Genomic DNA, 19,379 nt, shown 5'->3' on the forward strand with positions numbered 1-19,379 from the left:
ATGAAAATTACATTAATAAAGGGTGATGGAATAGGCCCAGAAATAACTGAGTCAATGAAAAAGGTTGTCTCTGCCCTAAAGTTAGATATAGATTTTGAAGAAATAAATGCAGGTCTTTCTGTTTTTGAAGCAGAAGGAGAATACATACCTCAAAGGTTATTTGATTCGATAAAGAAAAATAAAATCGCCATCAAGGGCCCTATAACAACCCCAATAGGTCATGGTTTTAGGTCAATCAATGTGGAACTTAGAAAAAGATTTGATCTTTATGCCAATATTAGACCAATCAAGGCTCCTGGTCCACTTGACTTGAAGTTTGATGGAGTTGATATGGTGATTTTTAGGGAAAATACTGAAGACCTCTATGCTGGCGTTGAGGAGATGATATCAGAAGATGAAGCTCATTCTATAAAAATCATCACAAGGGAAAAATCCGAAAGAATTATTAGAAGTGCCTTCAACTACGCAAGAGAAAATAAGCGTAAGAAAGTTAGCATAATCACCAAGGCCAATATAATGAAATTAACCGATGGTCTTTTCCTTGACATGGGAAGAAAAATTGCGAAAGAATTTCCAGATATAGAATTTGAAGAACTTCTTGTAGATAATACCGCCATGCAAATGGTAATAAATCCTCAAAAGTTCGATGTACTAGTTACAGAAAACTTGTATGGAGATATTCTATCAGACCTTGGAGCAGGTCTTGTCGGAGGACTTGGGCTAATGCCTGGAGTAAACAAGGGAGAAGATATAGCAATCTATGAATCAATTCATGGTTCAGCTCCTGATATAGCAGGCAAAAACTTAGCAAATCCTATAGCTCTTCTTTTAACTTTCGCCCTCCTTCTAGATGATATCAAAGAAAATGACAAGGCAGATAAGTTGAGAAAAGCCATATATGAAACCCTAAAGGATAAAGAAAACTACACAAAAGACCTTGGTGGCTCAAATACAACAAGTGGCATTACTGAGGCAATCATAAATAATTTAGGTGATTGAAATGAATAAGGCTCAAGAAGAAAAACTTTGTTATTATGCAAATGAAATTGCTAAAAATAACAAGATTGACAAAGAGACGTACGAAAATTACCGCATCAAAAGAGGACTAAGGAATAAGAATGGAACAGGCGTTCTTGTAGGTATAACCAAGGTTGGAGATGTATGTGGCTATAAAATAGAAAATGAAGAAAAAATCCCATTTGAGGGTGAACTTTTCTATAGGGGTTATCCCCTAACTAATCTTGTAAAAGATATAGAAAGTGACAAAAGACTTGGTTTCGAGGAAGTTATTTATCTACTCTTATTTAATAGACTAGCAAATATTGAAGAACTAGCTTCCTTTAAGAATATACTTGTTGAGGAGAGAAAACTTCCTGAACATTTTTTTGAAGATATAATCTTGAAAGTTCCTGGACCTGATATTATGAATAAGATGATGAGGTCTTTGCTTGCCCTCTACACTTATGACCCAAACCCAGATGCTAATGATGCTAGAAATGTCCTTAGCCAGTCCCTATCCTTGATATCCAAGATTTCTCAACTTGCCATTTATTCCTATCAGGTAAAAATCCACAATTTTGATAAGAAGTCCCTCATTATTCATAATCCTAAGGAAGATGAAACAATAGCTGAAAATATCTTATCCATGCTTAGGACTAACCAAGAATATAGCAAGGAAGAGGCAGAAATACTCGACTTAATGCTAATAATTCACGCTGAGCATGGTGGAGGAAATAACTCGGCCTTCGCAACCCATGTTGTATCTTCATCTGGAACAGATACCTACTCAGCCATGGCAGCAGGTCTTGCTTCCTTGAAGGGACCTAGACATGGTGGAGCAAATCTTAAAGTTAGCAAGATGCTAAAGGATATAAGGAATAATGTTTGTGATATAGAGAATTTGGAAGAAGTAGAAAGTTATTTAGAAAAAATCCTAGATAGAAAAGCTTTTGACAAAAAAGGATTAATTTATGGTCTAGGCCATGCTGTCTATACCTTATCCGATCCTAGGGCGGTTTTATTAAAAGAAAAAGCCAAAGAACTTTCTAAAATAAAGAAAAGAGATAAAGATTTTATCTTTATAGAAAATGTAGAAAAACTAGGGCAAAAATTAATTATGCAAAGGCAAAATAGAGCCTATCCGCCATGTGCTAATGTCGATTTATATTCGGGCTTTGTCTATGATATGCTCGATATACCGGAGGAGCTTTACCTTCCTATGTTTGCTATTGCAAGGACTGTCGGCTGGTCAGCCCATAGGCTTGAGCAAATAGAAGATTCAAAGATTATTAGACCAGCCTATAAATCTCTAAATCAAGTAAAAGACTACATTCCTTTAAATTTGAGAAAATAAACTTAAATTAAAGATTTGAGAAAATAATATGTTTAAATAAGTTTGTAAAATGAGAGATATAATTATATATAAGTAAGACTGAAAAAATCTAAGAGAAAATCAAGCTAGGATTTAATCATTTGCTTGATTTTTCTTATTTTGGGTAAAGCTATAAGGTAGTAAAAAGAAAGAAGGTTATATGGAATTTAAAAATAATATTTATCTTCCTCCAATGGCGAGGGAGTCTTCAATAGATGGAAAAATAACAGACGCTCTTATTGACTATTATGAATCCATGGCTAAGTTAGGCTTTGGCCTTATTATATTAGAGCACGCCTATGTTGATATAAAAGGAAAGGCAAGCCCTAAGCAGATGGCTATTGATGAAAATTACGATAGGGAAAATCTTATTAAGATAAAAGATGTAATCCACAAAGAAGAAGCCAAGGCCTTTATGCAGATTTCTCATTGTGGAAGACTTACAAGACTTGATGGTGAAAAATTTGGACCAACCAAGGAAGATGGTGTAAGCGAATTGTCAGTAGATCAAATAAAGGATATAGAAGATAAGTTCATAGAAGCTGGTAAAAGAGTTGAAGATATGGGCTTTGATGGTCTTGAAATTCACTGTGCCCACGGTTATCTTTTAAATCAATTCTATTCTCCCCTAGTAAATAAGAGAGATGACGAATACGGCGGAAGTTTAGAAAATAGACTCAGAGTGCTACTTGAAATTTTAAAGAAAATGAGAATAGCCTTAGGAGATTTTCCTATAATGGTAAGACTTGGGGCGTGTGATTACGAAGAAGGCGGCAATACAATAGATGATGCCATCAAGGCTGTTAAAGTCATGGAAGAATATATAGATTTTATAGATATATCAGGTGGCATCAACGGCTTTATGAAACATTCTGATAATGACATTGGTTATTTTACAAAAGAATCTAAGGCTATTAAAGAAAATACAAAAGTTAAGGTATTGATGACTGGTGGAATAAAGAATAAGAAAGAGGCAGAGGAATCAATAAGTGAGGGGGCTTGTCATATGGTAGGAATAGGAAGAGCTTCGTTAAATAAGGATTTTACTTTAGAATAGGCTTTATATGATTAAAGAAAAAATAAAAGAAAAACTAGGAATAATATATTTAGATAGACCTCAAAAAATAAACGCCCTAACTCTAGCTATGATTAGGGATATTAGAAAAATACTAGAAAAATGGGAAGAGAATGAAGAAATTAGGGCAATTCTTTTTGATTCAACTAGCGAGAAAGGCTTTTGTTCTGGAGGAGATTTGAAAGAAGTCTATAATGATTATCTCTTAAAGCCTTCCCAAAAAGACAAGAGTGTGTTCTTTAGAGAAGAATTTGAACTTGATAAGTATATAGCAACTTATAAAAAGCCTGTGATAAGCCACTGGTATGGAATAGTGATGGGTGGTGGTATAGGCCTTAGTATCAATTCAGATATAATTATAACAGATGAAACTACAAATTGGGCTATGCCAGAAACTAGGCTTGGTTTTGTTCCTGATGTTGGAGTTTGTAAGTTTCTATCGACCCTTCCCCAAGCTTTAGGCCAATACTTGGGTCTATGTGGAAAAAGCTTAGGTGCAAGTGATTTGATAGCAAATAAGCTATGTGATTTTAAAATTTCATCTTTCGATTACAAAAAGGCCTTGGATAAATTAATAGCCTTAACTAAGGACTATGAGGCTAAGGAATTGGTCGATAAATACAAAAGCTATCTAAAAAGCATTGAAGATAAGGCCGAGGTTTCCAAAATAGACCATATAAGAGAAGATATCAATAAATATTTTTCATTATCCAGTCCTTGGGAAATATATAAGTCCATAGAAGCTAATAAAGATGATGATTTTGCCAGGGAAATTTACAATGATTTCAAGCAAAGGCCTGGCTTTATGCTTTACTTACAATTTGAAAAATATTTTCTTTGTAAGAATTTAAGCTATGAAGAAACTATAGACTTAGATTATAAAATCCTAAATTATTCTGTAGATGAAGGATATATGAAAGAAGGTATAAGGGCTGTCATGGTTGATAAGGATAAAATGCCAAGTTGGAGGAATGAAAATATTAAGGATGTAGACATGGGAAAAATCAAAGACCTCCTTCAAATATAGAGATGATCCTAAATATTCTATCAAAAATAAAATCGTCTGTTCATTAATATTAAGAAAAATTGTGCTTTAGAAATTTTTGTGACAAGCCTATGAATTTTGGGGCGATTTTTATTTTGATAGATTTTAACATAACAAGAGATTTATCAATAAATGGGATTCTTTTCCCACTAGGAGTTTATATGGATGAAAAAATAAAAAATGAAAAATCAGGAAGAAATCTTGGCCTTGATATAACGAGAATCCTGGCATTTTTTTCTGTTGTAGGCGTTCATTTCTTTTTGAATACCGACTTTTACAAAAATCCAATAGTAGGATACAGGATGTATCTTTTAGTTTTTTTAAGGACGAGTTTTATGATATGCGTCCCTTTATTTTTGTTGCTAACAGGTTATCTTGTTTCTTCTAAGGAAATAAGTATGGATTTTACGAGTCTAAAAAAATATTATACAAAAATTATAGGCATCCTCATAAGTTATGCCTTGAGTATGGTTTTTGTTGTTGTGATATTAAGTGTGAAGGACTTTGAGAAGTTGAGTTTAAAAAATATACTCATGGATATTTTGGCCTTTAAGCACTATGCATGGTATGTGAATATGTATTTGGGCTTGTTTTTCTTATCTCCTTTCCTAAATCTAATATGGCATGAAATTTGCGATAAGAGGGTTCATATGATTCTTCTCGCTATATTCTTAGCATTAACGATTCTTCCTAGTGTTTTTAATGTATATGATTTATCAAGTATCAAGACCCTAAACTCAAGCAAGTCTTTAAGCCACATCGTGCCAGATTGGTGGATAAATCTATTTCCCATAACTTACTATTATATAGGAGCTTATATGAGAAAATACCTTGATTTTAATAAAATCAAGGCAAAAAAGATTTTATTATATCTAATTTTGGTCTTATTAGTCAATAGTTGTTATAATGTTTTAAGGTCAAAGGGTGGAAATTTTCAATCACAAGCCTGGAATAGCTGGGGTAGTTTAGAAAATACCCTAAGTTCTACTTTGTTTTTTATCTTAATAAATTCAAGTATGTCCAACAAGAAAAACAATACTTTGGCTAAATTTTTATCCTACTTTTCATCGCTGACTTTCTCAGCTTACCTCTTATCAGCAGCAAGTGATAAATATATATATGCCTATGTCAACAAATATATAGGCCCAGTTAAAGCTTCTATGGTCTATATGCCACTTATTGTAATGTCTTCTGCCTTAACTGCACTTATCTTGGCAAGTCTTGTAGAAAGGTTAAAAAAGATTATAAGGATATAATTCCTAGTAAATTAATAGGTATCTATTGACAATAATTTTATAAAGTGCTATAACACTATTGTAAAGATAATCTTATTAGGAGGAAATTATGAAAGATTTAATCATAATAGGAGCTGGCCCTAGCGGTGTATCCGCAGCATTATATGCGCAATCAAGGGGATGCGACTTAACAATTTTTGAAAAAGAAAAGGTAGGCGGATTAATTGGAAAAGTCTCCAAGGTAAGTCACTACACATCAGTTGTTGTAGATGAAGATGGAGAAAGCTTCAGGAAAAGACTTGAAAATCAAATTAAAGCTTATGGACTTGATTTAAAATACGAAGAAGTAATAAAATTAGTTAAGAAGGATGATCATTTTCTCGTAAAGACAAACAAGGCAGAATATGAGGCTAAAAAAGTGATAGTTGCTTCTGGTTCTAGTCCAAAAGAACTAGCGGTTGACACAAAGGGTTATGAAATCTCCCATTGGGCAAGGGGCTATGAAGAAAAAGTTCATGGAAAAACTGTTGTAGTAAATGGTGGTTCTGATGGAGCAGCTAAGGAAGCTCTCTATTTAGCTAAATTTGCTAAAGAAGTGCATATGGTTCAAAATCAAGATAAGCTTATGTGTATCAATGAATTTAAAAAAGCAATAGAAAGCAATTCAAAGATTAATGTCCATACTTCAGAAGAATTAGTAAGGATAGGAAAAGAAAATGACCTTATTGAAGAAGTAGAGCTAGCTAATGGAGAAGTAATTAAAGATAAGGCTGGAATAGAGATATTTGCAATGATTGGTCAAAATCCAAACACAAGCTTTATAGATTTAGATCTTCCTAAAGATAAGTTAGGTTTTATTGATTCAGAAGTTGTAAGTGATATCGAAGGCTTATATTTTGCAGGAGATGTTAGAGTCAAGGCAGTAAGGCAAGTTGCAACAGCTGTTAATGATGGTTGTCTGGCAGGAATTTCAGCTAGTAAATAAATTAAGTTAGGAATTATCATTTATTGATAACTCCTATTTTTTTTGTCTAAAATTGGGGTATAAAGAAAAAAAGGAGTTATTATGAAAAGAAATAAGATAAGTATGCTTATATTTATGCTTGGTCTATTCGTTTTAATAATATCATATTTTATACCGACGAATACATTCGAAGCCTACACAAATCTAAGACCCTTAGGAATGTCGACTTTGATAATTTGTCCAATCCTAGGTATAGGAGGCGTATTATTTGCTATAAGAGAAAAATCGATAGTCTATGGCCTAGCTAATATTTTATTAATATTAGCGTTTCCTATAGTGATGTTTATAGGTTACAATTTAGTGTAAAATTACAGATACATATAATTCATTTTGAAAATTAAGGAGATATAATGAGAAAACTTACTCTTCTAGCAGAACTTTTAGATTTTAAACCAAGAGTATGGAGGAGATTTGAAATAAGTGAGGATAATTCCATTGAAGATTTGATGGATACCATGCTTATAATTTTTAATACAGATGTAAGCCATATTTACCACTTAGAAATACCTACAAAGTTAAATGACTTCATAAAAGAAAATACCGATGAAAGAGGAAAATTGCTTAAGAGGCTTCCTACTGGAATTGACTCCTTTAAGCAAATTTATAGGGGTAATTTTTTTAAATCAAAGTTTAACTATGAAGCAATTACTCCAGAAGAAGTTGGATATGTCGATGAATTCAATGATGATTATGATGATGGTTATGATCCTAGAATGAATTTTAAAAATTATCAAACTGGGGTTATTGATTTTATGAATTACAAACTACAAAAGGAAGGCAAAAACAAAATTAGGAAAAAGAACAATCCTCTTGATAAGCTTAAGAGCTTAAATTTAGATATTGCTTATGAAATGTATTTTAAATATGATTATGGAGCTGATTGGACTTTTAAGATTAAAGTAGAAAAAATAAGTGATAATCTAGATGATCTAAGCCTCATACCAAGGGTTCTTAGGGGAAGGTGTATTGGAATAATTGATGATATAGGTGGAAGCTATTATCTAAAGGATTTATATGATACATCAGATGAATTCAAAGAATTTTTCCCAGGGGAAATTAATCAAGAGCTTAGGTCCATATTTTAATATAAGAAAGGAAAATATATGATGAATAAAAAAATTGCAATCCAAGATACTTATGGGGAAAGATTTCAACATTGTTGGGGCTGTGGGGCTAAAAATGAAAATGGCCTACATCTAAAATCCTACCCAAATGAAGACGGAAGTGAAGTAATTGTAGAAATCGTACCTGATAAGGCCTATACTGGTGGTGTTCCACAAAACTTATTCGGTGGCATGATAGCTATGATATTTGATTGCCATGGAACAGCTGCTGCAGCATATTTTAAACACAAGGATAAGGGCCTTGAGCTAACAGCTGATACAGTAATCGGAAGATTTATTACAGCAAGACTAGAAATAGACTTCAAAAAACCTACTCCAATGGGAGAAGTGGTAAAGGTGGTTGCTAAGGCAAGTGAAATAGGAGAGAGAAAAGTTATAGTTGAAATGCAAATGTTTGCCAAAGATGAGCTAAGAGCAAAAGCTAGGATGGTAGCAGTCGCTATCAAAGATAATATGTAAAACTTTAACTAAGCTTGACCTAGCCCCAAGGGTCGGCCCTATAATTTTAATGATGAGGATTTTATAAATACAAAAGTATTTTAAAGATAATAACTACTAGGAAATAGCAATCTATTAATCAGAGATTTTGCAACTAAATATGAAATTTATTACAAAAAGTTGCTGGAATTAAAAATAAAAAATAAAATTATGCTTTAAAAATCGTCCCTACATTTAAAGTATTCTGGAGATTTTACCTATCCTTGAAATAGGCTAACTGATTGCCTTAGGCTTTTTGAGATTTCCTTTGACTTTAAATAATAAGGGTCGATTTATTTTTTAGAGCCATACTATAAGCTTAGTAGACATTGTGGATATCTGGGGAAATTTTCCTATAAAATACATAACTTTAAAATGTTCATAAATTTTTCTAATGTCTATAAGCTTCTTGTAAAAATTTCTCTGATAATATAAACTAATATTAATACAGGAGTAAAATTATGACAAATATAATAGACTTTCCAAATGTTAATGAGTTAAGAGATGAAGTTAAGATTTTGCGAGATAGGCTTATGGAGCTTGCCTTCGACCATGATGATTTGCTTGCCCACAGGGCTATAAGTGTTGAAGCTAAATATAATGACAATTTTGGGCTGATGGAATATAAGGAAATGAATCTTAATCTAACTTACAAAAAACTTAAGGAAGAGAAAAGACTTATAGAAGAATATCTTGCCAAGGATGAAGTCATAGATTTTAAATATATTTCTGAAGTAGTTTCTAAGAAATTTGTAAAGGATGAGAATCTTCTATCTGAAAAACTTGGAAGAATTAATGATATATATGATTTTATTAATCATAGGTCTCTGTCAGCGAGAGATTTTATGGACCTTAATAAAGCCTACAAAAAAATAATAGAAAAAATAAATCCCTTAGTAAATCCTAATATCAGCGAAGAAGAATGGGATTTGTATGTAAAAGCATCCATAGCCTTCACCAACCATCATCTTTCCTTTCTTACAGGTCTTGCTAGTATGCTTGATAATATCAATCTAGATGATTATTTTTTATTTACTCCTGATCTCTTATATGCTGAAAAAAAGAGGTTGGAAGCTGGAATTGTAGCGATTAATAAAACAATCGAAGGATTATATGATGATTACCCCCTTAACTTAAATATCTACCTTGAAGATAAGAGAGCTTTTAATAAGAAAAAATCCGTCCTTGAGAAAAAAATTGAATCCTTAGAAGTAGCCATAAGGACTATGGAAGAAGAAATTAAGGGAATCTTGGAGTCTATAAATGACTAGAAAAGAAGACTTGAAAGTAATAAAACATACAAAAAAAGCTAGGAAGCAAAAATCTAAGATTGAAATTTTCTTATTCGATAGCTACATAGCAGGAACAAGCTATATAGATAATATAGAAAAATTTATAGAAAAGCTAGATATTTCCTCTAGGCTTGATTTTCAGAGAGAAGAAGATAATCTTTATGATTTGCAGGCTATAAAAATAATAGATCCTGAAGGCAACAAGCTTGGTTATGTACCACAAAGGGATAATGTGATATTTGCTAGGCTTATGGATCATGGCAAGAAACTTTTTGCAAAGATTAGCAAAATTGAGCTAAAGGGAAAGTGGTATAAGATAGACATAGCGATTTTCTTGGAAGAAGAAAGGATTATGAGTGAAGATTCTAATAGTTGAGGATGATAAAAATATTCTAAAACTTTTGTCTGATGAGCTTAGAAGCTGGGGTTATGAAACAAGTCAAATAGATGATTTTAATAAGGTAAAGGATGAGGTCATGGATAAATGTCCAGACCTTGTTTTGATGGATATTTCTCTTCCTTCTTATAATGGTTTTTATTGGACGCAGGAGCTTAGGAAAGTATCAAAAGTACCGATAATTTTCATATCTTCCCACACAGAAACTATGGATATAATACAGGCCATGCAATTTGGTGCAGATGATTATATTACTAAGCCTATTAATATTGCTGTAACGAGGGCGAAAATTCAAGCTATCCTAAGAAGATGTTATGATTATAAGCTTGCTTCTGATATTTTGCTCTATGACTCTTGTTCATTAAATATATTGAAGGCTACAGTCACTTATAAAAACACAGATATTTCCTTGACCAGGACGGAGCTTATGATTTTAGAAAGTTTGTTCCAAGCACAGGGAGAAATTGTAAGTAGGGATAGTTTAATAGAAAAATGCTGGCAAAGTGAGAATTTTATTGATGATAATACCTTGGCTGTTAATATAAATAGGTTGAGGAAGAAGTTAAAAGACTTAGGAAAGGCCGATTTGATTAAAACTAAAAAAGGCTTGGGATATTATCTAAGTGAGGAAATATGAAAAGATTTGTAAGATTTATAAAAAGCCAAGCCAGTGTTTTATTATTATTTGCTATATTTAGCCTGACTTTTCTTTGTATTTTTATTTTGGCGGGGCTAGATATGATATTTTATTTTCTAGCTTTGCAAATAATTACTTTTTTTGTTCTCATACTTTTATTAATTAATTTTTCTAAATATAAGGAAGAATTGATAATTAAAGATAAGTATGAAGCCTTACTTTTTGAAAATAAGAGTCTAAGGTCTGATTTTATCAGCAATAAGAAAGACTTAGAGGAATACTTTCTTTTGTGGGCTCATCAAATCAAAACTCCCATTACTGTTGCAAAGCTTATCTTAAATAAGAAAACAGACGAAGATAGTAAAAGGTTAAAGGAAGAGATTTTTTTTATTGAACAATACACTAACATGGCAATAAACTACCTTAGAATCTCTAATAGAGGCCCTGATATGGATTTAGATTATGTTGATTTGGATGAAATAGTAAAAGAAATTCTAAAAAAGTATTCAATTATCTTCATCAATAAAAAAATTTCCCTTAACTATGAACCGATAAATAGAAAGATAATAAGCGATAGTAAACTTCTATCTATAATGCTTGAGCAAATTATAGCAAACGCCTTGAAATATACAGAAAAAGGTTCTATATCTATAACTTATTCTATGGATAGGCTAAGGGTAATAGATACTGGAATTGGCATTAGGTCGGAAGATCTAAGGAAAATTTTTGATAGGGGATATTCTGGTTTTAATGGAAGAGTTAATCAGAAATCAAGCGGTCTGGGTCTATATTTAGTTAAAAAAATCGGAAAAATATTAAATATTGGGGTTGAAGTTGAATCAACCATTCATGTTGGTAGTGAGTTTTCTCTTATCTTTCCAAACAATCTTACAAAAATGTAAGATAGGGACCTACTTTGTAAGTTTAGATAAATGCTAGAAATTTTTCTTTATCCTATAATTTAGATATAAGAAAAAAGGAGGAACTTATGCCAATTTTAGAATTAAAAAATATTAAACGCATATATAAGACAAAAAATATTACTACAGAGGCTCTAAAAGATATAAATCTCGAAGTTAACAAAGGTGAATTCATATCAATTATGGGAGAATCAGGTGCAGGCAAGACGACACTTTTAAATATCATAGCAAGTCTTGACAGGCCGACTTCTGGAAATATTTATCTTAATGGAGAAGATTTGACAAAACTAAAGGATAATGAACTAGCATCATTTAGAAGAAAAAAACTTGGTTTTGTCTTCCAGGATTTCAACCTACTTGATCAATTTTCAAATAAAGATAATATTTATTTACCCCTTGTCCTTTCCGATGAGAAGGAAGATCTTATGATAAAAAGACTTGATGATCTAAAAGAAAGACTTGGTATTGAGAAAATCCTTGACAAGTACCCTTACCAAATTTCTGGAGGTCAGAAGCAAAGAATAGCTATTGCTAGAGCCCTCATTACTAAACCTGAACTTCTTTTAGCTGATGAACCTACTGGTGCTCTTGACTCTTCTTCCTCTAATATGATTCTTGATTTGTTTACAAGAGTAAATGATTTAGGTCAAACTGTCCTTATGGTTACTCATTCTCTAAATGCTGCATCTTTCGCTAAAAGAGTTCTTTTCATAAAAGACGGGGTAGTTTTTCACGAACTTTACAAGGCAGAAGATGAGAGTCGTCAGGTATTTATGGAAAGAATCAACAAGGCTCAAATTTTGTTGGCTAGGGGTGAGTTACTATGAATATTAAAATAGCAAATAAATTCGCCCTAAAGAATTTGAAGGCCCATAGCTTAATATATCTTCCCTTTGTCCTTTCTTCAGGAATAATGCTTATGCTTTTTAATATCATGGCAAGCCTTGCTAACAATGGCTATGTAAGAACTAGACATGCAAGTCTTCCCATGATTATAAATATAGGGATTGTCATAATTGGTCTATTAACTTTTATATTTTTAATTTATAGTACGAATTTTTTGACAAAAAGACGAAACAAGGAGTTTGCTCTTTATGCTATCTTGGGACTTGAGAAAAAACACATAAGAAAAATCCTTACAATTGAAAGCTTTTTTGTCTTTTTGGCAATCGCTATACTTGGACTTGTTGGTGGCTATATTTTTGGTAAAGTAACTTTCCTAGCCTTAAACAAACTAATGAAAGATGTAAGTGGTAGGCTGATGGATTACCCTTTTTCATCTAAGGCTATGATAGAAACTCTAGCCCTACTTTTTCTCGCTTACTTAATTTCTATAATAAGCACAAGTTATAAGATATATACATCAAGTCCAGTTGAGCTTCTTTCAAGGCAAAAAAGTGGAGAAGGAGAGCCAAAATCGAGATATCTATTAATGATTTTAGGCTTCATATGTTTGGCCATAGGCTATTATATAGCTATAAAAACCCAAGGAATATTAAAATCTTTAGGATTATTCTTCCTAGCTGCACTAATTATAATGCTTGCGACCTATCTACTTTTTACTTCCTTTTCAGTAATCTATTTAAAAAATCAAAAGAAAAAGAAGTCTTATTATAAAAAAGAGAGATTTTTGGCAATATCTGGTCTTTCGTATAGGATAAAGTCAAATGCTATCTCTCTTGCAAGCATTTCGATTATGAGTGTAGGTGTGATTATTACAATTTCTGCATCCCTTGCTATCTACAATAGAATTGAATATTCTGCTACAAATGCAGTACCTAGGGAATATAACTTAGATAGTCATGAAACAATTAATCAGAATAATCTCGAAATAGAGAAGAAAAAGCTGGAAGAAGAAGTTTATAATACAGTTACAAATAAAAATCAGATAGTAAATAACTTTATATCCTATGGTTTTATGACAATAGCCCAAGTAGATGGAAATAAATTTTCTACCTTTAAAGGCGATGGGAGACATTCTCCATATTTCCTTCTTGCTTGTGACCTTGATAGTTACAATAAGAGAATTGGCAAAGATTATAAACTTAATGATGGAGAAGTCCTACTTACAGGAAATCAAAAGTTTATGTTAAAGAAGGATAAAATCAAGATAGGAGATAAAACCTATAAGATAAAGCTTGTCGATAACTTTATTCCATCAAATATTGCGGTGGAAACATATGGTCTTGTTGTAAAGGACTTAGAAGAAATGCAATATTTGGCAGGTGAACTTAAACTCTTTAATTCAAAGGAAAAAACCTACAAGAGTCCTGAGATTAATCTTTCAGCGAATTGGGATATTAAGGGTATTGATAAGAAAACTTACAGGAAAAACCTTGAAACATATGCCAAAAATAAGGGCTTTAATGTTGAGTATAGAGACCAATATTTAAAGGAAGCCTATGAATTATATGGTGGCTTTGTCTTCCTAGGAACAGTTATAGCTCTGATATTTCTTATCTCAACTATACTTGTAAGTTATTACAAGCAAATAAGCGAAGGATATGAAGATAGGGAGAAATTCCAAATCATGAAAAAAATCGGGCTGGATGATAAATTAATCCAAAAGACGCAAGCCTCACAAATCTTCTATCTCTTCTTCGTGCCCCTTGCCTTTGCGATACTTAACTCCCTAGTCGCATCAAAGATAGTCTATCAACTCCTTGCTCTTTTTGGAGTAATGCAATTTATGCAATACGGAAGATACTTTTTCATGATTATAGGAGTATTTATAATAAGCTACTATATAATTTTTAAAATTACCAATAGAGTCTACTACAAGATAGTAAGTCTATAAAAGCTCGTCTGGAAATTTCCAGACGACTTTTTAATATGTTATAATATTAGAAAGGGAGGAAACCTATGCTTAGAGCTATTGGATTCTTATTATTTTCACTTGGCTATATACTTACTATTAAAAAGACCTATGAAAATTATAAAAATGAAAAAAATTTGGAGAATTTGATGGAGCTTATTGCAAGTGTTTTTATTAGCATAGGAACGTTAATTTTGGCTATAGCCTATATGATTGGCTAGGAAGGCTCATAGATTATTTAAGAGTTCAGAGGATATTCTTATAATCTATTAATGATTTTTGGTTAATTATTAGTGGAGGGAAGATAGATGGAAATATTTTCTATTATTTTATCAATAACGGGCTTAGTTTTATTGGGATTTGCCTATAAGATATACTTTAAAAAGAGCTACCATTTGATCAATGGCTTTGAAAAGGATTATAAAAAAGGACTCAAGGATGAAAACTACGCAATAAGGCTTTCGAAAGTATATGTTATTCTGGGTTTTCTTTTGTTTTTTTTAGGACTAGCCTTATATTTTCATGCTAGTTAAAACTCACTAATCTAATATTATCTAAGAAAATTTTGAGAGGGAACTATAGTATTCGCTATAGCTTTTCTCTTTTTCTTTTACAGAAATTCCTATTAAATGATATTTGTTTAAATATTATTAGAAACGTTTACCTATAAAACAATATTTGACAAAATTTTGATTTATAACCGAGCATGATGACAATTAATTGTTCATATGCTAAAATGAAATTAAGATAATCGCTAAGGAGGTTAATATGAGTTTCTGTTATAAACTCGATAAAGATAAATTTGATGAATTTAGTAATTATTTAGATACGATGAAGGGGGTAAAGGGTGCGGTTATGCCAGCCCTACAAAAGTGTCAAAACCTTTTCTCATACATACCTGAGCCTGTGGTAGATCTTATGGCTCTTAAACTTGGAGTTTCATCAAGTGAGATTTATGGTGTTGCAACTTTTTATTCGCAATTTTCTCTAAAGGCCAAGGGAGAGCATGAGATTTGTGTTTGCTTAGGCACTGCCTGCTATGTAAATGGGGCAGATAGGATACTTAAATCCTTATCAGATAAATTAGGAGTTGAAGTAGGAGATACTAGTCAAGATGGAAAAATCACTCTGAGTGAGGCAAGATGTGTCGGTGAATGTGGAAAAAGTCCAGTAGTTATGATTGACGGAGATGAGTTCAGAGAAAATGTAGAGCTTTCTGATATTGACGATATTATCAATAAGCTAAGGAAGGTCGGTTGATGAAAAAAGAAGAATTATTCAAATTAAAGGAAAAAGCCTTAGCAAATCTAAGGGAAAAAATAGACTACAATAAAGTTTATATTGACGATAAGGGCAATTTTAAGCTCAAGGGAGATTTTTATGAAAATCAAAAACGACTTGTCTTAAAGAATTGTGGGATAATTGATCCATCTTCGATAGAAGATTACATAGGCCTTGATGGATATAAAGCTCTTTACAAGGCCATCTACGAATTAGATCAAAGAGAAATTATAGATATAGTTAAAGATTCAGGCCTAAGGGGCAGAGGCGGGGCAGGATTTCCTGTTGGTAGAAAATGGGAAGCAGCATATAGAGAAGATTCCCCTATTAAATACATAATTTGCAATGCTGATGAAGGAGATCCTGGTGCATTTATGGATAGGTCAGTCTTAGAACTTGATCCTCACTCTGTCCTTGAAGCTATGGCAATAGGAGCTTTTGCTATTGGAGCTAATAAGGGATTTATTTATGTAAGGGCTGAATATCCAAAGGCTGTTAAAGCTCTAGAGAAAGCTATAAAAGACGCCAAAGCCTATAATCTTTTGGGAGAGAATATCTTAGATTCTGATTTTTCTTTTGATATAGAACTAAGACTTGGAGCGGGTGCCTTCGTATGTGGTGAAGGAACGGCCCTAATGGAGTCTATTGAAGGTAAGCGTGGTATGCCACGCAATAAGGAGTATAGGACAACAGTTAAGGGCTTATGGGGCAAACCTACTGTTATTAATAATGTAGAAAGCCTAGCTAATATTGGTCAAATAATCAACAAGGGTCCAGCCTGGTTTAGGACTTTTGGTACAGAGAAATCTCCAGGAACAAAAGTTTTCGCCCTATCCGGTAAGGTTAAGAGGGCAGGGCTTGTAGAAGTAGCTATGGGAACAAGCATCAATACTATAGTTTATGATATAGGAAAAGGTATCCAAGCTGATAAGGAAGCCAAGGCTGTCCAAACTGGTGGGCCATCTGGCGGTTGTATTCCTAAAAGACTCTTCGATACGGCCTGTGATTTTGAATCCCTAAAGGCTATAGGGTCAATAATGGGATCTGGAGGAATGGTTGTAATGGATGAGGATGACTGTATGGTCGACGTTGCAAGATTTTTCCTAGAATTTTCGGTTGATGAGTCTTGTGGCAAGTGCACGCCATGTAGAATTGGAAATAAGAGATTATTTGAAATGTTAGATGATCTTACTAAGGGTAAGGCAGATCAAGAAAGTCTTGATAAATTAGATGAATTGGCCCATATAGTTGCCGAAACTTCACTTTGTGGGCTAGGTAAGTCAAGTCCTAATCCAATAATTTCTACTATGAAATATTTTTATGATGAGTATGAAGCTCATATAGGAAAAACCAAGACTTGTCCTGCAAAAAGATGTCTAAGTCTACTAAATTATGATATAGGAGAAGCTTGCATAGGTTGTGGCAAGTGCAAGAGACTTTGTCCAGCCCAAGCTATAAGTGGTGAAGTTCGTAATAAACACGAGATAAATCAAGATAAATGTATTAAGTGTGGTCAATGCAAAGAAAATTGTCCAATAGATGCAATTTGCCTAGGCTAGGAGTGGAAAAATGGTTAATTTGAGAATAAATAACAAAGAAGTAGAAGTTGATAAGGGAACGACAATCCTCGAAGCAGCAAAAAAATTAAATATAAAAATCCCAAGCCTTTGTCATATGGATCTTCATGATATAAAATTCGTAAATAAGCTTGCTTCTTGTAGGGTGTGCCTAGTAGAAGACCTTGATAAAAACAATTTAGTTCCTTCTTGTGCAACTTTTGTAAAAGAAGGCATGAATATAAGAACAGATAGTCAAAGAGTAATAAAGGTTAGAAGGGCTATAGTAGAACTTCTTCTTTCAGACCATCCTTCTGATTGTCTAAAATGTGCTAAGAACTTAAACTGTACTCTCCAAGACCTTGCCCATGACTTAAATATTAGAGAGATTCGCTACAAGGGTGAGATGAGAAAGCTTCCGATTGATGATAATTCTTATTCCTTAATTAGAGATCCTAACAAGTGTATTCTTTGCAGACGATGCGAGACCATGTGCAATGAAGTCCAGACAGTAGGGGCTTTGGCAGAAGTTGGTAGGGGCTTTTATACCCATGTAGGCTCAAGCTTTAATAGGTCTATGTTTGAAACAACTTGTACCTTTTGCGGTCAATGCCTATCAGTTTGTCCAACAGGGGCCCTTACTGAAAAGAATAATGTGGCAGAAGTCTGGAAGCTTTTAGCATCTGATAAGCATGTCATAGTCCAAGTAGCACCAGCTGTGAGGGTTAGCTTGGCAGAGATGTTTGGTATGGAAGTAGGCTTAAATGTCGAAGGCAAAATTGTAAGAGCCCTAAAGACCTTGGGCTTTAGTAAGGTATTTGATACAAACTTTGCTGCCGACCTTACCATAATGGAAGAAGCTAACGAATTTATTCATAGGCTAAAGGGTGAAGGAAGACTTCCAATTCTTACTTCATGTTGTCCTGCTTGGGTTAACTTTATGGAGCAACAATTTTCAGATATGATTGATATTCCATCATCCTGCAAGTCTCCTCACGAGATGTTTGGAGCCATAGCTAAATCTTACTATGCCAAGAAAGAAGGAATAGATCCTAAAGATATCGTAGTTGTTTCTGTTATGCCTTGCATTTCCAAAAAGTACGAAGCTAAAAGAGATGAATTGGAAAATGAAGGATTTTCTGATGTAGATACGGTCATAACGACAAGAGAACTTGCCCAAATGATTAAAGAAGTAGGAATTGACTTTGCAAGCCTAGAAGATCAAGCCTTTGACAATCCAATGGGCGAGTCAACAGGAGCTGGTGATATATTCGGCACAAGTGGTGGAGTAATAGAAGCAACTGTAAGGACTGCTTATGATATGCTTACAGGAAAGGAATTAGAGAAAGTCGAATTTAGGGATTTTCGAGGTCTTGAAGGTATCAAATACGCAAGTGTTGATATTGATGGAAGAGAAATAAAAATTGCAGTTGCAAATGGCCTCGGTAATACTAGAAAACTTTTGGAAAAGCTTAAAAATAAAGAAATAGACCTTGATGCTATAGAAGTAATGGCTTGTCCTGGAGGTTGTATTGGTGGGGGCGGTCAACCTTTCCACCATGGCGACCTATCAATCCTTAAAAGAAGATCAAATGCCTTATACCAACTAGATGAGTCTAAAAAGTTAAGAAAGTCTTATCAGAACCCATATATAAAAAAATTATATGACGAATTCTTGGGTGAGCCTGGTTCAGATAAGGCTATAAGCTTACTTCACACTTCTTACAAGGCCCGCCCAAAGTTATAAGAATAAATTTCTAGCTTTTGAGTAAGTAATTAGTGGTAAGTTTTGTAAGAGAAAGGATTATTATGAGAAAAGAAATCATAAGAGAATGGGATTTTGAACTTTATTTTAAACCAGATTGTCCTTATTGCCTAAAGGTTTTAAACTTTTTTAGGGACAATGATATAATCAAATATCCTTCATATAATACAGAAGATGCATCAACTGGCTATGAAAACCAAGATAAATTAGCAAAAATAGGTGGCAAGGTCCAAGTACCATGTATGGTGATTGATGGACTGGCTATGTACGAATCAGATGATATCATAGCCTATGCTAAAGAAAATTTCTTAGAAAAAGCCAAAGAAAACAAGGCTAAGAGGGAAGAAAAGCTTAACTAATAGAAG

21 protein-coding genes are annotated in these 19,379 nt (G+C 33.1%); all 21 read left to right on the forward strand.

Going from position 1 to position 19,379, the window contains the following annotated elements; all coding sequences use genetic code 11:
• The 21 genes from HMPREF0077_RS00145 (at position 1) to HMPREF0077_RS00240 (ending at position 19,373) form a co-directional block, all read left to right on the forward strand.
• Entirely contained in the window at positions 1-999 is a 999-nt protein-coding gene (locus HMPREF0077_RS00145; RefSeq protein WP_004835799.1) for an isocitrate/isopropylmalate dehydrogenase family protein, read from the forward strand.
• 1 nt (position 1,000) lies between these two features.
• Positions 1,001-2,353: a citrate synthase gene (locus HMPREF0077_RS00150; RefSeq protein WP_040349174.1), complete on the forward strand. Its 1,353-nt coding sequence runs from the start codon at positions 1,001-1,003 to the stop codon at positions 2,351-2,353.
• A gap of 178 nt (positions 2,354-2,531) precedes the next feature.
• Positions 2,532-3,428: an NADH:flavin oxidoreductase gene (locus HMPREF0077_RS00155; RefSeq protein ID WP_004835801.1), complete on the forward strand. Its 897-nt coding sequence runs from the start codon at positions 2,532-2,534 to the stop codon at positions 3,426-3,428.
• Between the two features lie 7 nt (positions 3,429-3,435).
• Entirely contained in the window at positions 3,436-4,473 is a 1,038-nt protein-coding gene (locus HMPREF0077_RS00160; RefSeq protein WP_004835802.1) for an enoyl-CoA hydratase/isomerase family protein, read from the forward strand.
• A 179-nt stretch (positions 4,474-4,652) separates the two neighbouring features.
• Positions 4,653-5,747, forward strand: a complete 1,095-nt coding sequence (locus HMPREF0077_RS00165; RefSeq protein WP_040349175.1) for an acyltransferase family protein — start codon at positions 4,653-4,655, stop codon at positions 5,745-5,747.
• Between the two features lie 88 nt (positions 5,748-5,835).
• Positions 5,836-6,711: an NAD(P)/FAD-dependent oxidoreductase gene (locus tag HMPREF0077_RS00170; protein ID WP_004835804.1), complete on the forward strand. Its 876-nt coding sequence runs from the start codon at positions 5,836-5,838 to the stop codon at positions 6,709-6,711.
• 81 nt (positions 6,712-6,792) lie between these two features.
• Positions 6,793-7,056 carry a hypothetical protein gene (locus tag HMPREF0077_RS00175; RefSeq protein WP_004835805.1) on the forward strand — a complete coding sequence of 88 codons (264 nt, stop codon included), beginning with the start codon at positions 6,793-6,795 and terminating at the stop codon, positions 7,054-7,056.
• A gap of 44 nt (positions 7,057-7,100) precedes the next feature.
• Entirely contained in the window at positions 7,101-7,835 is a 735-nt protein-coding gene (locus HMPREF0077_RS00180) for an IS1096 element passenger TnpR family protein (RefSeq protein ID WP_004835806.1), read from the forward strand.
• A gap of 21 nt (positions 7,836-7,856) precedes the next feature.
• On the forward strand, positions 7,857-8,333 hold the full coding sequence (locus HMPREF0077_RS00185; RefSeq protein WP_040349291.1) for a hotdog domain-containing protein: 477 nt from the start codon (positions 7,857-7,859) through the stop codon (positions 8,331-8,333).
• 479 nt (positions 8,334-8,812) lie between these two features.
• Entirely contained in the window at positions 8,813-9,622 is an 810-nt protein-coding gene (locus tag HMPREF0077_RS00190; RefSeq protein ID WP_004835808.1) for a hypothetical protein, read from the forward strand.
• A complete protein-coding gene (locus HMPREF0077_RS00195) occupies positions 9,615-10,019 on the forward strand; it encodes an HIRAN domain-containing protein (protein ID WP_004835809.1) in 405 nt (134 codons plus the stop codon). The genes HMPREF0077_RS00190 and HMPREF0077_RS00195 overlap by 8 nt, the downstream gene beginning before the upstream one ends.
• Complete coding sequence (locus tag HMPREF0077_RS00200) at positions 10,000-10,677, forward strand: response regulator transcription factor (protein ID WP_004835810.1); 678 nt, start codon at positions 10,000-10,002, stop codon at positions 10,675-10,677. Before HMPREF0077_RS00195 ends, HMPREF0077_RS00200 begins: the two co-directional genes overlap by 20 nt.
• A 101-nt stretch (positions 10,678-10,778) precedes the next feature.
• On the forward strand, positions 10,779-11,579 hold the full coding sequence (locus HMPREF0077_RS00205; RefSeq protein ID WP_248596421.1) for a sensor histidine kinase: 801 nt from the start codon (positions 10,779-10,781) through the stop codon (positions 11,577-11,579).
• 86 nt (positions 11,580-11,665) lie between these two features.
• Positions 11,666-12,424, forward strand: a complete 759-nt coding sequence (locus HMPREF0077_RS00210) for an ABC transporter ATP-binding protein (protein WP_004835812.1) — start codon at positions 11,666-11,668, stop codon at positions 12,422-12,424.
• Positions 12,421-14,394: an ABC transporter permease gene (locus HMPREF0077_RS00215; protein ID WP_004835814.1), complete on the forward strand. Its 1,974-nt coding sequence runs from the start codon at positions 12,421-12,423 to the stop codon at positions 14,392-14,394. Before HMPREF0077_RS00210 ends, HMPREF0077_RS00215 begins: the two co-directional genes overlap by 4 nt.
• 65 nt (positions 14,395-14,459) lie before the next feature.
• A complete protein-coding gene (locus tag HMPREF0077_RS10725; protein ID WP_004835815.1) occupies positions 14,460-14,633 on the forward strand; it encodes a hypothetical protein in 174 nt (57 codons plus the stop codon).
• Positions 14,634-14,720: 87 nt separating this feature from the next.
• Positions 14,721-14,945 (forward strand): hypothetical protein, encoded by a 225-nt coding sequence (locus HMPREF0077_RS00220; RefSeq protein ID WP_004835816.1) that lies wholly within the window; start codon positions 14,721-14,723, stop codon positions 14,943-14,945.
• A gap of 235 nt (positions 14,946-15,180) precedes the next feature.
• Entirely contained in the window at positions 15,181-15,672 is a 492-nt protein-coding gene (locus HMPREF0077_RS00225; protein ID WP_004835817.1) for an NADH-quinone oxidoreductase subunit NuoE family protein, read from the forward strand.
• Complete coding sequence (locus HMPREF0077_RS00230) at positions 15,672-17,252, forward strand: NADH-ubiquinone oxidoreductase-F iron-sulfur binding region domain-containing protein (protein WP_004835819.1); 1,581 nt, start codon at positions 15,672-15,674, stop codon at positions 17,250-17,252. Before HMPREF0077_RS00225 ends, HMPREF0077_RS00230 begins: the two co-directional genes overlap by 1 nt.
• 10 nt (positions 17,253-17,262) lie before the next feature.
• Entirely contained in the window at positions 17,263-18,996 is a 1,734-nt protein-coding gene (locus tag HMPREF0077_RS00235) for an NADH-dependent [FeFe] hydrogenase, group A6 (protein ID WP_004835820.1), read from the forward strand.
• A 62-nt stretch (positions 18,997-19,058) separates the two neighbouring features.
• The gene (locus tag HMPREF0077_RS00240) at positions 19,059-19,373 is read left to right on the forward strand and encodes a glutaredoxin family protein (protein ID WP_004835821.1); all 315 of its coding nucleotides are present in this window, start codon (positions 19,059-19,061) and stop codon (positions 19,371-19,373) included.
• The last annotated feature ends 6 nt before the right edge of the window (positions 19,374-19,379 follow it).

The organism is Anaerococcus tetradius ATCC 35098 (genome assembly GCF_000159095.1).
GTDB classification, from domain to species: domain Bacteria; phylum Bacillota; class Clostridia; order Tissierellales; family Peptoniphilaceae; genus Anaerococcus; species Anaerococcus tetradius.